Annotated in this window: 10 protein-coding genes; 4 read left to right on the forward strand and 6 right to left on the reverse strand. The window is 45.0% G+C overall.

The features are described 5' to 3' along the window. Positions 1-208: 208 nt before the first annotated feature. A complete protein-coding gene (locus tag ACL6C3_RS13315; RefSeq protein WP_413167649.1) occupies positions 209-934 on the reverse strand; it encodes a Crp/Fnr family transcriptional regulator in 726 nt (241 codons plus the stop codon). A 339-nt stretch (positions 935-1,273) separates the two neighbouring features. Here ACL6C3_RS13315 and ACL6C3_RS13320 point away from each other — a divergent pair, with 339 nt between their 5' ends. After that, positions 1,274-2,098: a DALR anticodon-binding domain-containing protein gene (locus ACL6C3_RS13320; protein WP_413167650.1), complete on the forward strand. Its 825-nt coding sequence runs from the start codon at positions 1,274-1,276 to the stop codon at positions 2,096-2,098. A gap of 437 nt (positions 2,099-2,535) precedes the next feature. Here ACL6C3_RS13320 and ACL6C3_RS13325 read toward each other — a convergent pair whose 3' ends face one another. From ACL6C3_RS13325 to ACL6C3_RS13340, 4 genes are all read right to left on the reverse strand, one after another. Next, positions 2,536-2,745 carry a hypothetical protein gene (locus tag ACL6C3_RS13325; protein ID WP_413167651.1) on the reverse strand — a complete coding sequence of 70 codons (210 nt, stop codon included), beginning with the start codon at positions 2,743-2,745 and terminating at the stop codon, positions 2,536-2,538. Positions 2,746-2,902: 157 nt separating this feature from the next. After that, positions 2,903-5,494 carry a transglycosylase domain-containing protein gene (locus ACL6C3_RS13330; RefSeq protein WP_413167652.1) on the reverse strand — a complete coding sequence of 864 codons (2,592 nt, stop codon included), beginning with the start codon at positions 5,492-5,494 and terminating at the stop codon, positions 2,903-2,905. Between the two features lie 147 nt (positions 5,495-5,641). Further along, complete coding sequence (gene chlG, locus ACL6C3_RS13335) at positions 5,642-6,634, reverse strand: chlorophyll synthase ChlG (RefSeq protein ID WP_413167653.1); 993 nt, start codon at positions 6,632-6,634, stop codon at positions 5,642-5,644. 360 nt (positions 6,635-6,994) lie between these two features. Then, positions 6,995-8,092 carry an ArsA family ATPase gene (locus tag ACL6C3_RS13340; protein ID WP_413167654.1) on the reverse strand — a complete coding sequence of 366 codons (1,098 nt, stop codon included), beginning with the start codon at positions 8,090-8,092 and terminating at the stop codon, positions 6,995-6,997. 165 nt (positions 8,093-8,257) lie between these two features. Between ACL6C3_RS13340 and ACL6C3_RS13345 the strand changes: the two genes are divergently transcribed. Continuing rightward, complete coding sequence (locus ACL6C3_RS13345) at positions 8,258-8,398, forward strand: hypothetical protein (RefSeq protein WP_413167655.1); 141 nt, start codon at positions 8,258-8,260, stop codon at positions 8,396-8,398. Here ACL6C3_RS13345 and ACL6C3_RS13350 read toward each other — a convergent pair. Continuing rightward, positions 8,381-8,587, reverse strand: coding sequence for a DUF2862 domain-containing protein (locus ACL6C3_RS13350; protein WP_413167656.1), 207 nt, complete (start codon positions 8,585-8,587; stop codon positions 8,381-8,383). The two genes, ACL6C3_RS13345 and ACL6C3_RS13350, sit on opposite strands and share 18 nt — an antisense overlap. 646 nt (positions 8,588-9,233) lie before the next feature. Here ACL6C3_RS13350 and ACL6C3_RS13355 point away from each other — a divergent pair. Next, positions 9,234-13,016, forward strand: a complete 3,783-nt coding sequence (locus ACL6C3_RS13355) for a diguanylate cyclase domain-containing protein (RefSeq protein ID WP_413167657.1) — start codon at positions 9,234-9,236, stop codon at positions 13,014-13,016. A gap of 91 nt (positions 13,017-13,107) precedes the next feature. Further along, entirely contained in the window at positions 13,108-13,629 is a 522-nt protein-coding gene (locus tag ACL6C3_RS13360) for a phycobiliprotein lyase (RefSeq protein WP_413167658.1), read from the forward strand. Positions 13,630-14,181 lie beyond the last annotated feature (552 nt).

Raw genomic sequence — 14,181 nt, forward strand, 5'->3', positions numbered from 1 at the left:
ACAGTTAAATTCAAAACAATCCTCTTTAGCAAAGAATAAAGGATTTTAGATTAAAATGCCCCCAAAACCCTCTATTTTTGTATTCAAAAACTGAAATTTTGTTGATTAAAATTGTTGCTTGACAACCAACAGAGGTAGAGTAGAAACCCGCCAAGATGTTATCAACTCATCGGAGAAAAACTCAGCTTCAACGGGCAACAAAACTGAATTATGATGGTTCTTCTTTATCCATTTCCGCAGGCAAACAGATTAAATTATCCCCTTGAGTATAAATCAATCCAGAGGAACGCAATTTACCCATCAACCGCGTCACCGTCACCCGAGTTGAACCGATAGCGCTGCCAATTTGAGAGTGAGTTAGAGGCCAGGGCAAGCAATAACCTCGAAAAGGATGTTCTTCACTATCATTAACGTAATATTCGCCGTATTCTTCAATTAAGAGCGTTAAAAACCCTAACAACCGGTCAATGGTTCGACGCTGACCTAAGGTGCTTAACCATAACAATTTGCGCTGATGTTGGTATCGAAAGGCATCTAAAACTTCCCGGCGAAAATGCGGCCAATTATCCAAATCTTCCCAGTACATCCAGAGAACATTTGTATCATCCGTATGGGCGTAAGCCTGTAATGAAAAAGGCGACTGGGCGACCAATTCAAAAGGTTGACCCGCACCAACAAAACCGAGAAACGCCTCATCTAAAGCCCGACGAGACACCTTAGAATTAGATTTATTAGAAGCGGTTCCCAGTTGAGCGCTACCCACCAAACGAACCGAACCCCGCTGGACCAGATAGAGTAAACCCGGACGGGCGGGAATGCGTTCATCCTTGTTAAAACTGCGACAGCGATAATGTTCCTGCGCCCAGTCAATAATACGCTGCCAAGTTAAAAACGGTCGGTTGTTGGTTTCAGAAGATACAGAGGTTGACTGCATAAAACAATAAAAGATGAGAGTTCAAGAACAACGGAAAAAAACTCAATCGGCTTTGAAAAAGCACTCTGGGTTAAATTTGACACCAACTTAGCCCCATGATCAAGAGCTAAACTTTATACATTGCTGATCTCAATGTGAGCTATCTTACTAATGTAGCAAAAAACACATCATCTGCGCGATCCCAAAGAAAATTCCTAGAGAGTTTCACGCCGAGAGAGGCTTTAAGCTTGCTACACAGAATTCTCTTGAGGTTCCGGAATCTGGGGTCAGGATCTTGTTGAGAGGCTCATTAACTGTAGTTGACTCCAGAAGAATTACTGAAATGATATGCACAGCCCGATGGTTCAATGTTTCCTGGTTAACAAGCTATATCAGCACATTCGATGTCAAGAAATTAACATCGATTCTCAGGATATTCCGGTTTATCTCCTTAAAGAGTCTTGGCCGATTCGATATCACTCGGCGATCGCTTTGAAACTGGCAAAAATTAAACATCAAAACCCCATAGATATCGCCGCTGAAATTGTTCAAGGTTTGTCATTCCAAAGCGATCGCGTTGAGATAACCGTTGAAGTGATTTCTAATGGAATAATTGCATTTGAATTAAGCGATCGCACGGTCGCCAGTTGGTTACAACAGATTATTAAAACTCCTTTACCCGAATCAAGTTTTCCCCGATTTTCAAACTCAATATCGGCTGATAACCATTACTCAAAAAACAGATTTGGGGTACAATATAGCCATGCTCGCTGTTGTTCAATATTGCGGTTGGCCGATCGCGATCGCATCATTACCTTAGATCGACCCAATCCCCAAAGGACTCCGGCGCTGTGGTTCTTTATCGAACCCGATCCAATTCCTTGGCTGGATGTTAGCGGAAAACTGCGAATTCATCATCCCAGTGAACAGCAACTCATCGGGCAACTTCTAAACAGTTTAGACGCCGATTCTACCTCATCCGATCAACAATTCTGGGAAAAGAGAGCCGATCAGATTTCTAATGCGTTTCAAGCCTTCTACAGTCAGTGTCGCATTTGGGGAGAAGTCAAACTTCAAACCCCAAAAATAGCACAAGTTCGACTCGGATTAATCTCAATTACTCAAGCAATATTAAGGTATATTCTCCAAGAAAAACTCGGTGTTCTAGCACCTTTAGAATTGTAATAAAAGTTGGGAGTCGGGGAGATGGTAAACGGATGGGTTGACGGTTGGATTTCGAGGTTAACGCTTTAAGAAACGGATGGGTTGACGGTTGGATTTCGAGGTTAACGCTGTCAAACTGGTGACTCGGTGACTCGGTGACTCCTATTGACCGTTCCCTGTTCCCTAAGATTGCGTTGGCGTAGCCTGCCGCAAAGCGGCTTACTTCGCTCTCGTGGCATCGTTCCTTCAACTCTGTGAACCAGAGCAACGGACTTTGCGCTCGCGACCATTCCGCCAAGTCGCGAGTTCGCGCTGTTCCCTGTTCCCTGTTCCCTAATAACTGGTGACTGGTGACTGGTGACTGGTGACTGTAAATTGCCTGTTGCCTACATTAACAAAAAAAGCCCGCTTTGGAGTTGCAGGCTGAATGAAAAACATCTAAAAACTTCTATTGAAATTTATTCAATTGTAATAGATTGTGGCCCTTTATTGCCATTAGTAGCTTCTGAAGGAGAAGAAGTTTGAGAAACTGTCGCTCCCTCTTTCGATAACCAGCTTTTCACCGGATCATCATACAAATTTAACTTAAGAATACCCGAAACAAACCCACCTAAAAAAGCGATTGGCTGTTGGGTAAAACCCTCAAAAATTGGCTTCAGTTCATCCATGATAACTTACAGTCTCCTTTTTACAGTTTACACTTTATAGTAACCCGCGACCCGTGTTTTCAGTTATCAGCAATTAGAGTGATCCGCGATCGGTTCTTTTCCTTGTCGCCATCTCACCGGTTGACTGTAGACTAAAAACAGTTGCAGTGTTCACTGTCTAATAGCCGCCATATCCGTAGCCGCCGCTGGAATAGCCGCCACTATAATAGCCGCCACTGGAATAGCCGCCACTGGAATAGCCGCCACTGGAATAGCCGCCACTGGAATAGCCGCCACTGGAATAGCCACTACTATAATAGCCACCACTGGAATAGCCACCACTGGAATAACCCCCATTATAAGAGCTAGAACTGTAGTTAGCCTTGCTGGTATTCGAGAAGAACCGATGATAGTCCGGGTCATCCTTTTGAACCGCCGAACCTCCGGTAACAATGCTATTGGGTTGATGAGGTTTAGCCTTAATACTCCCCTTGCGTCCGTCCAACTCGGGTAATTTGGGGAAATCTTCAGCCGGGATATCCTCAGCCACCTCTTTCATAAACTGACGCCAGTTGTAAGCGGCGGTTTCGCTAGTTCCCCAAGTCGGTTGGTTGTCATCATTGCCCAACCAAACCCCCGTTACCATCTGAGGAATATAACCAATAAACCACAGATCTCGCGCCTTCTCAGAAGTTCCGGTTTTTCCGGCGACCTGGCGGTCCGATAAATAAGCCGAAGTACCGGTTCCCCCTTCTACAACCCCTTCCAACATCCAAGTTGTAATAGCAGCGCTGCCTTTATCTAAAACTCGTTTCGGTTTAAAATCGGCTTGATAAATCGTTTCGCCCTTTTGGTTGACCACGCGACGAATGCCATGAGCGGGAATATGATTTCCCTCAGCGGCAAGCGTCCCGTAAGCATTGGTCAACTCAAGCAAATTCACCTCATAAGCGCCCAACGCCAAAGAATAAGTCGGTTTTAACTGAGAGTGAATTCCCATATCCTTGGCCATTTTAATCGTCGGTTCAAAACCAACATCAACCAACACCCTCACCGCCACCACATTCACCGAACTACTCAAAGCGCTGATCATCGATCGCCAGTTATTCGAGTGACGGTTTCCATAATTCATCGGTCGATAACCATCTACCCGATAAGGCTCATCCTTGTAACTATCATAGGGAGAAAAACCCGCCGCGATCGCGGTGGCATAAACCAACCCTTTAAACGTCGATCCGGGCTGACGTTGAGCTTGAATGGCGCGATTAAACTCACTTTCAGCAAAACTCGCCCCGCCGACCAACGCCTTCACCTCACCAGTGCGGGGGTCAATTGCCACCAACGCCGCCTGATCGAACGCCTGAGACGCCCCATCAATTTCCACCGCCTCTTTAACGACCTTTTGGGCAATTTCTTGCCATTTGAGGTTCACACTGGTTTCAACGGTTAACCCGCCGATTTCCAGGGCTTCCGGGGAGATATATTTCGGTAATTCCTTTTCAATGTAGCTGGCAAAATAGGGAGCGCGAACCTGTAGGCGTTTGGGGGAACTCGGATCGACCGCTAAAGCTTGTTGTTGAACCTGTTCGGCGCGAGCGGGGGTCAACACCTCAGCATCGGCCATGCGCTGTAAAACCACATTCCGGCGTGCTGTCGCCGACTCCAAGTCTACCAGGGGAGAATACTGACTCGGTGCCGGAGGCAAACCCGCTAAGGTGGCAATTTCCGAGAGGGTCAGGCGTTGAACCGGCTTGCTAAAGTAGACCTGAGCGGCGTCGGCCACCCCATAAGCGCCCGAACCCAGATAAACCAAATTGAGATATTGTTCAAGAATCTCCTCCTTGGTCATCTGCCGTTCAATTTTAGTGGCGAGCATGGCTTCGCGCAATTTGCGAACAATACTCCGTTCTTGATCGAGAAACACCATTCTCGCCAACTGTTGGGTGATGGTACTTCCCCCCTCGACAACTCCGCCGGCCAACAAGTTGGAACCGAAAGCCCGGATAATGCCTTGATAATCGACCCCATTATGCTCGTAAAAGCGCCGATCTTCAATGGCTACAAACGCTTCGACCAACTGTTCGGGAATTTGCTCGAGCTTGACTTTCTCCCGAGTGGCGGGGCCACGCTGCATTAAAATCGTACCATCTGCGGCTTTTATCGTTAAAGTGCCATCGCGAGAGTAGGTGGAAAGATCGGTCAGTTCCGGCAAATTTTGATAAAGCTGGTAAAACTTCCAACCGCCATAACCAACCGTTCCGCCGCCGACCGTGACCACCCCGATACCGATCCAAACACTCACCCGTTGATACCAGGCGGTTTTACCTTCTTCTGGTGTGGGAATTTTGGATTTTACCCATACCCAGACCCGACCCGACCAACGTTGTAGACTCTGAGGGATATTTTCTTCAAGATCAGATTCTTGTTCTTGATCTCCGTCTTCATCGACCGAGTTTTGACCCAACTCAGACGTTTGGTCCCAAGCATTCTCCTGGGTTGCGGTCATTGAAGGGTTATCTGTATCTTCCCCGGTTTCTGGCGACGGAAACCCATCTTGAGAGGGGGTTGAAGGGTTAACTTCTGAGTTAAATCTAACTCCTGTCATGGTGCTTTGATATTCTTGCTTAAAAAAAGTGGGAAGTTTGGCTTCACCCTGTTGTTGGGAGAGGTGCCAAGGCGTCTCTCCAGACTCAGTGCGTTGGTCATCGGAATCAATCGGGTTCCCTGTAAACTTAGATTGATTGTCCGTATCCTGAGGAAATTTCGTCACGGTCGGCTCCCAAAGTTCGTTGGAAACGGATATCTCCAGGGGAAAGCTTGAATAAACTCAAGGATAGAGTTTATCGATGTTTCCGCTTAGGATATCTGTTATGAGGTTGAAAAGCAACCTTTTCTAACATTTGTTTGTTCGAGATGCTCACGCGGCGTGACCTAAAGCCAATCCCACCACCAGCATCCCTAAGACCAAGAAGGGTTGAGCGCTTGCTTGATATTTAACATCATTTTCGAGAGGATTGCGTAGAAAATACATATCTTGAAAGGTAATCTGAGGAATCACCAACAATAATAGGATTGTGGCGTAGAGGTTTTGTTGGATACTGATCAGATACATAGCCACACCCGCTTGAAAGATATCAATCATCAACACGCAAATCCAAGCGGCCGTTCCCACGCCAAACATTACCGGTAATGATTTTAACCCAAGTTGGCGATCGCCTTCGACACTTTTGAAATCGTTAACGATCGCAATTCCCAATCCTGCCAAACTGTAGAATAGGGTCAAAACCACAATGGTTGAGGTCAAATCCCCAAATAAAGCGTGACCCGTCCACCAGGGTAATGCAATATAACTCGCTCCCAAGGCATAATTTCCCAACCAGCCATTTTTTTTCAGCTTTAAAGGCGGAGCCGAATAGATGTAGGATAAGAACGCTCCCCCCAGACACAGACAGGTAATGGTCGGAAATTCATGTTGCGCCCAGACATCCAACCCGTAGGACAAAGCGACCCCCGCTCCGAGGAGAATCAATATTTGCGTCACGACTTGGGGAATAGAGATGGCTCCCGAAGGAATGGGTCGATAGGGTTCGTTAATGGCGTCTAGATCGCGATCGTAGAAATCATTCAAGGTTTGAGTATAACCCGCCATTAACGGTCCGGCTAACAGCATACAAGCTAATGCAATCAAAAAATCTTCCAGACTCCAGGTATAATTTCCCGAAGACGCCGCCCCGCAAACCACACCCCAGATTAACGGTATCCAGGTGATGGGTTTCATCAATTGTAGGCGGATTTTCCAGATGGATTTTTCTCCGGGTGCAGCACCTTTCATCCCCAACAGTTGCCGAGTTTTGGCGCTGCGGTCTGGATTTGGGTTTTGACGAACTTGAGTTTCCGGCGTTTCAGACATAAGAAGTAATCTTAAATTTAGGAGGAGTGAACAGCTTTTACAGTCAACAGTTTACAGTTATGCAGTAACCAGTTTACAGTCACCAGTCACCAGTCACCAGTCACCAGTGCTTACAGTTGTTAGGGAACAGGTTACAGGGGACAGCTCATCTAGCAACAGGCGCTTCTAGCAATAGGCAATAGTCGGGAGTCACCCAGTCACCGAGTCGGGGAAAAACGGTTGATGGGTTGGGGCGGGTTTATGTAAGTTATTTTGTGGGTAACATAGATTTAGGCTGAACCCGCCCCTACAAGACTCTTGCATGGTTGCCTATTCCCTATTCCCTGTTGCCCGTTGCCTGTTCCCTATTGCCTTTTTTCACTAAAAAGAAATGATCAAGTAATTGTTTTGAAACTTGGCTCCGGTGACGGGTTTTCCGCGCAGGGGATCGGGGAGAAAGATATTTCGCCGTTGATCTCCGGCTTCTATCGTCACTTCAGGGCCGTACTGAGTGAGTTTAATTTGTTTTTTATCAAAACTGGGTAGAAATAGGCTGACTTGGCGTTTAGCCACGTCTACTGAAATCGAACGGGGGGCGGTTTTGGCGATCGCGCTCAAGTCGGGTAAGGCTTGGGTTAAAATTTGCCAATCTTGAGCGGGAATTTCCGGGACCGCATGAACTTTGAGCGGATCGAAGCTTTCAGTAATACTATCGCTTAAATTGGCTTGATTGAGAATTACCCCGCCGACGGTTAAACAAACTTGTTGAGCGCTTCCCCACAAATAACGGGCGGTGGCGATCGCAATATCATCGGCAGTTGTAACCAAATAAGCCACAACTCGGTTTGGATCGGCAACCGCTTCTTTGCCCTGATCCAAGATATTATTAACTTGATTAGTCGGTTGGGAGAAATTATCGGCTGACAGATCCACGCTCAACACCGCACTGCTAACCGGTTGAGCAAACGGAGAAATTGCTTTCCAAAAATCCGACTCCAGAAAAACTTGACGAAACCGACGGACATACCAGCTTAAAATCTCTGGCATTCCCAACATTCTCAGGGTTTCTTGGCTGCTTGGCCCATCATAAACAATCACATCATAGGCGCCGCTGGCATCGTATTCTCGAATAGCATTCAACGCCAGCGCACTATCCATCCCCGGTAATACCCCGAGTTCCTGACCATAAACATTTTTAAAAAAGGGGGTGCGAACATATTGGGCTTCTAAGCTTTTGAGTTGTTCCCAACTTTGTTCGAGGAGTTGAGCGCTTTTGAGATAAGTCGCCTTGAGGTTGGGGGCGACCTCTGTGGGCTGAGAACCCACCGTTTCACCCAAAAACAGGCTGAGGGCTGGACTGGTATCTTGACTAGCCAGGAGGACTCGCTTTCCTTGCTGTGCAAACCGTTTGGCGGTTGCGACTGCTATTGTGGTTCGTCCGGTGCCACCCTTTCCCAAAAAGGTTAATATTAGAGCCATCTACTCTTTCCTACTGCTAAAATCACTTACATTTTCTCGGTTTAACCGCACTTTGAAATCTTAGCGTATGTTTTTAGGGGATTTACGACAACTGTTGAGTATTGGCCGCGCGTCAGTCTGTGAAGTCGGGAAAGCCGGTGAGGAGCGATCGCCCGTGCATTGTCTTTGGTAGTGTTAACCCAATGGAGATCGCCCGCAACGCTGGCGTTTTCACAAGCGGTTTTTTCCGGTTCAACTTTCGGTTGCGATCAACTCACTGCGGGTCTGACTCCCGACCTCACGGGAACGTTAAGACGCGGTTTCTAGTTCATCTTCAAAGAACCAGCTTGACAGGTTGTCATCGAGTTTGACCACGAAGCCAACTCCGCTCCCGTCTACCATTTTGTAGTCTTCGACTATGCCGTAAGGATTTTGTTTGATTTTGCTGACAACATTTGCAGGCATCCGATCTCTGATGCGGCGTACCTTCACTTTCTGACCGATTTCGATTGCCACTTCCAGTGTTCTCCGATTTGACTGTAACCAATCCACAGTTTATCTGAATCTGTACCCACTTTGACAGTCACTCAGAACCCGTCACCAGTTGTTAGGGAAAGGGGAAAGGGGAAAGGGGAAAGGGGAAAAGGGAATTCTGTACGCGCAGCGAGCGCGAACGCGCTTACTCCCAACTCCTGACTCGGTGACTCGGTGACTCCTGTTTTCAATTGATTTGCATCAAACTTCACACTCGATTGAGTTAACATTTGATAAAATTTAAAAGTTTTTCGGCGTGGCGATCTGTTGATCGAGGTTTTGATAGGCCGAAGTTGAGGGGGCTTTAAACTCAAAGTATTCAGAACCTTCTATAATGTTATTAGGTAAAATGTTCCCCGCTCAAACTTGCCGACTTCAATTGGGATTTTCCCTAAAAAACTTAATTTTATTTTTTGGGTGATTTCGGCATCGTAAACGGTAAAATTTTACCTTGAGTCTACAAAGTTATCCACTCTAAACTTCGCTTTAAGTCTCAAAGACTTCCGGAAAGTTTTAATTTTTTTATCTTTTTATTTGGTTATGTAAAAAACCGACTTGAATTCCTCAGCGCTTGTATTTAAACTCAATAATTCCTTACAAATAAACCGGGCAACTCTAAGGAGAGCATATGGATTTGAAACCGAAGTATCCCAAAAAATTGTTATACTGGCTAACTAATTTAACTCAAAAACACTTAGGATTTCAAGAAAAACTAAATTTAATTACCAAAGAATCTCGTACCTTTATAAAAGTTGATCGGGTCAAAGTTTATCAGTTTGACAGAGAAGGAAACGGTGTAATTATTGCCGAATCTGTACAATCGGAAAAATTACCCTCTCTACTCGGATTACATTTTTCTAGCCAAGATATTCCCGCTTCTGCTCGCGAGCAGTTTAATAAACCCAATCAACGTATTATTATTGATGTCTCAGCGAAGCGCAAAATCCTTGACAGTGCTAATTTAAACTGGGATAAAGGTGACTCATCCGACCGTCAAATTTGTTATGCTCCGGTTAATGAATGTCATCTGAACTATTTACTCGGAATGGGAGTCTTATCATCTTTAGTGATTCCGATTTTTCACTGGGAACAATTGTGGGGTTTACTGGTTGCTCATCATAGCGATCCGCGACGGTATAACGAAGCAGAATTACAAACTTTAGAACTGTTTAGTAAACAAATTTCTCTGGCGATCGCCCAAACCATGATGATCGCCCAAGCCTCTCAGCAACAGCAACAGGAAAAAGCGATCGCCCGTCTCAACCAAATTTTCGAGCAAAACCGAGATAACGGTCAAATTTGGCAAACCATTCTCGAAGAAACAATGACTCTCCTAGAAGCGGATGGAGGACGGCTTTATTTTACCGATAATCTTACAGGCGAATCCCCCAAATTATACAAAATCGGAGAACAACCGAGGCAAATTGAACTCGAAAATCAGAGCAGTTGGCAACAGTTAATTAAAGAAAATACTCATCCAGTTAACCGTAAAGCCGAGTCTACTCCATTTTATTATCCCGATGAAATTCATCCAATTCAAGCGAATTGGCCTCAAATTTATAAAGTTGCGGATTTTTCAGAATATCACGATTTACAACCGTTGGCTGAAGCCTTTACGGGGACTTCTATTGACTTATTATTAATTATTCCGCTCGGATGTCGCCATCAATTAGTGGGCTATCTGACGCTGTTTAGAACCCAACGAGAAATCGAAATTAAATGGGCGGGTTATCGGAATAGAAATTTAGACGATAAACTCACCCGACAATCCTTTGAAATCTGGCAAGAAATTCGGCGAGAGGCTCCGATTTGGAAACCCCACGAACTGAAATTAGGCCAATCGCTAAATTTACACCTGTATGTTACCTTTATCCAACAACAACTCACCTATTTAATTAATCATCAAGCCTCATACGATAGAGTAACAAAATTACCGAATCGTATCGTTTTAGAACAGCAACTTACCCTAACATTAATTGATGCGCTATACAAAGCCGAAATCATTGCCGTTGCGGTTTTAGACTTGGATCGATTTAAAAACATTAATCAATCCTTTGGTCATCAAATTGGCGATCGCTTGTTACAAGAAGTCGCCGGGCGCCTACAAGACCGTTTAGAAGAATTGCAACTCAATCATAGTTTAATTTCCCGTTGGCACGGAGACGGGTTCGCCTTAATTTTATCAGAAGTCGCCTATGCCGATGATACCCTTTCCCTTTGTCAAAACTTACTCGATATTTTTAACGAGCCATTTTATCTACAAAATCAACCCATTTATCTGAAGGCGAGTATGGGAATTGCTTTGGCTCCCTACGACGGAGAAACCGCAGAAACCCTACTCAAACACGCTGAAATAGCTCTGAAGCAAGCCAAGCAGCACGGGAACACCTACAAACTTTATTCGCCTCAAATTGGAGTAGAAAATACTGACGATTTTGCCCTAGAAAACGATTTAAAACAGGGTTTAAAGCGGGAAGAATTCATCATTCACTATCAACCTCAAATTGAATTATCTACGGGAAAAATTATCGGGTTAGAAGCTTTAATTCGTTGGTGCCATCCCCGCTTAGGTGTGATTTATCCCCATCGTTTTTTACCGATAGCCGAAAAAGTTAATGCGCTCCAAAGTATAGGCGACTGGGTTTTAAAAACCGCCTGTCATCAACAACGACTTTGGCAAATTGCGGCATTAAACCCGCTAAAAGTTAGTGTAAATTTGGCGGTCAATCAGTTTGCAAAAGAGGATTTAATCGAGGGATTAAGTCAAATTATAAAGCAAACCCAAATCGACCCCAACCGCCTGGAACTTGAAATTACAGAAACGGCTTTGATGTGGAATCTAGAAAAGTCAGTAGACCGACTAAAAACCTTAACCCAAAAAGGGATTAAAATTGCAATTGATGATTTTGGGCGGGGATATTCTTCTTTGATTTCCCTAAAAAATTTACCCATTCAAACCTTAAAAATTGATGCTTCTTTTGTAGAAAATTTAATGAGCGATCCCAAGCAAGAAGCCATTTTAGAAGCGCTGGTACACTTGGGAAATGCGTTAGAATTAAATGTCTTGGCGAAAGGCGTAGAAACCCGACAACAGTTAGAATTTCTTCAATCTATTGGCTGTCATCAAGCCCAAGGTTATCTCATTAGTCATCCTTTATCGGGGGAAGCGGTTCTCGACTGGTTGATGAAATCTCAAAATTTAACCTCGATTTATTCGGGTTTACGTCAAGCCAACACCCGGAAAGTTTCTCGGGGATTAACTACAGTTTCTCTCTCGGAAAAGTTGGCTCAAACCCCGCAGTTAGAGCAGCAGAAACTCGCCGAAAAAATTCTCGAATATGCTCACCTCAAAGAAGAACTCAAACAGCAAGCCCTACGGGAAAAATTGGTGATGCAAACCGTCCAAAAAATTCGCAAATCTATCAATATTAATGAGATTCTCAATACAACCGCCTATGAAGTCCGACAACTTTTAGATACAGATCGGGTGCTTTTATTTCGCTTTGATTCTCACTGGAATGGTACAGTTGTGGTTGAGTCGGTTTTACCCGGTTATCCTGAGAGTTTAAACGATGAAATTGACGATCCTTGTTTTCGGGAAAATTATGTAAAATATTATCGTCAGGGGCGAGTTAGAGCAATTAATGATATTCACAACGCCGATTTAAACGAATGCCATATTCAACTCCTCGAACGTTACGCCGTTAAAGCAAACTTAGTCGTTCCGATTGTCTACCAAGATAAATTATGGGGGTTAATGATTGCTCACCATTGTCGAGATATTCGATACTGGGAACAACATGAAACTACTTTGCTGAGTGAATTATCTGCTCAAGCGGCGATCGCCATTCATCAGGGAGAATTATATCATCAACTCGAAACCGCCAATCAAGAATTAGAACGTTTGGCAGCCCGAGATGGGTTAACCCAAATTGCAAACCGTCATTGTTTTGATCGAGTTTTAGAAAAAGAATGGCAACGGTTAATGCGATCGCAAGATCAACTCTCATTAATTTTATGCGATATTGATAGCTTTAAACTCTATAATGATACCTACGGACATCAAGCCGGAGATCATTGCTTGCGGCAAGTCGCCCAAGCCATCCAAGCCGGCGTTAAACGTCCAGCAGATTTAGTCGCTCGCTACGGAGGAGAGGAGTTTGCGGTGATTTTACCCAATACTTCCCTACAAGGGGCGCTGCGAGTCGCCGAAGAAATTCGAGTCCGGGTTAGAGCCTTGGGTATCTCTCACGCGAAGTCTGCTCATCAGTGTGTAACCCTCAGTTTGGGGGTGGCGAGTTTGATCCCCAAACCCAGTTTATCCATTTCTACCTTGATTGGAGCGGCAGATGAGGCTTTATATCGGGCGAAAGCCACAGGACGCGATCGCAGTTGTTGTTCTTCGGTTTAAAATAGTTTTGGGAAAATCCGGTTAGTGATAAACTGAAAAAATTAGCAACTCAAATTTTCTCAAATTACACCAGCGAACATAAAATAGCTTGATGGATATTAAAGAATTCCTTGAACTCTCAGCGGGAAAATGGTTTTCTCAACGCACAATTCACAACCTATCTTCGGGACAATTACTGGCCGGAAAATCTAACCTGACCATTGATATTTTGCCCGAAAATGAACCCAGTATCATCCAACTCTGCGAACATCAGCACGTTGATTCCGGCCAAGTTTGGAAAGGTTTAAAATTCAGTTGGGAAGGAACCGTAGAAAATGACTCTAAACAGCAAACCGGACAGGCGATGTTAGTGCCTTTAATTGATGAAAATTCGCCCCAAGAAGGTCAATTTTTACAAACTCGACCTGGTTCTCAAAATCAAACGTTTAAAGGTCGTTATCTGTTGGGAGAAGATGAAGTTTTGGTTTTAATCACAGAAACCGATAGCTTTTCCGTAGAAGAACGGTTGTGGTATCTGATGCCAAATTTGCGACTCCGAACCACTGTTTTCAAACAAAAGAATGGCTTAACTCAAGCTTCTTTCTGCTCGGAAATTCGCATGGGCGTTAAGTAGGGGCGGGTTCTGTCAAAATCTATATTTTCCCACAGAAAAGTTATATAAACCCGCCCGAATAACGTAGGGGCGGGTTCTGTCAAAATCTATATTTTCCCACAGAAAAGTTATATAAACCCGCCCGTTTACAGTCACCCTTCGGGTATCTCCTTCGGAGACGCTGCGCGAACGGCAGTTGCTAAGATTGCAAACTGTGCTCTGTTGCGAACTTCGCTCGCGACCATTCCGCCAAGTCGCGAGTTCGCGCTCTCGACGGAAACCGCCGGGCCGCAAGGCAAGCGCTTCGCGACTATTCCGCCAAGTCAGCACTGCCTCACCAGTCACCCTCCGGGTATCTCCTTCGGAGACGCTGCGCGAACGGCAGTCGCGTGACTTTCGGGGAACCCGCCCAACGCGCTGCCTCACCAGTCACCAGTGTTTACAGTTAGCAGTTATCAGTAACCTCACAATTTCTTCTGTGGAGGGGGCGGGTTTATGTAAGTTATTTCTGGGTAACATAAATAATTGCTGAACCCGCCCCTACAAAATGACAGGATCGGGGCGGGTTTATGT

This window comes from Capilliphycus salinus ALCB114379 (assembly GCF_047276495.1).
Lineage (GTDB): Bacteria > Cyanobacteriota > Cyanobacteriia > Cyanobacteriales > Microcoleaceae > Capilliphycus > Capilliphycus salinus.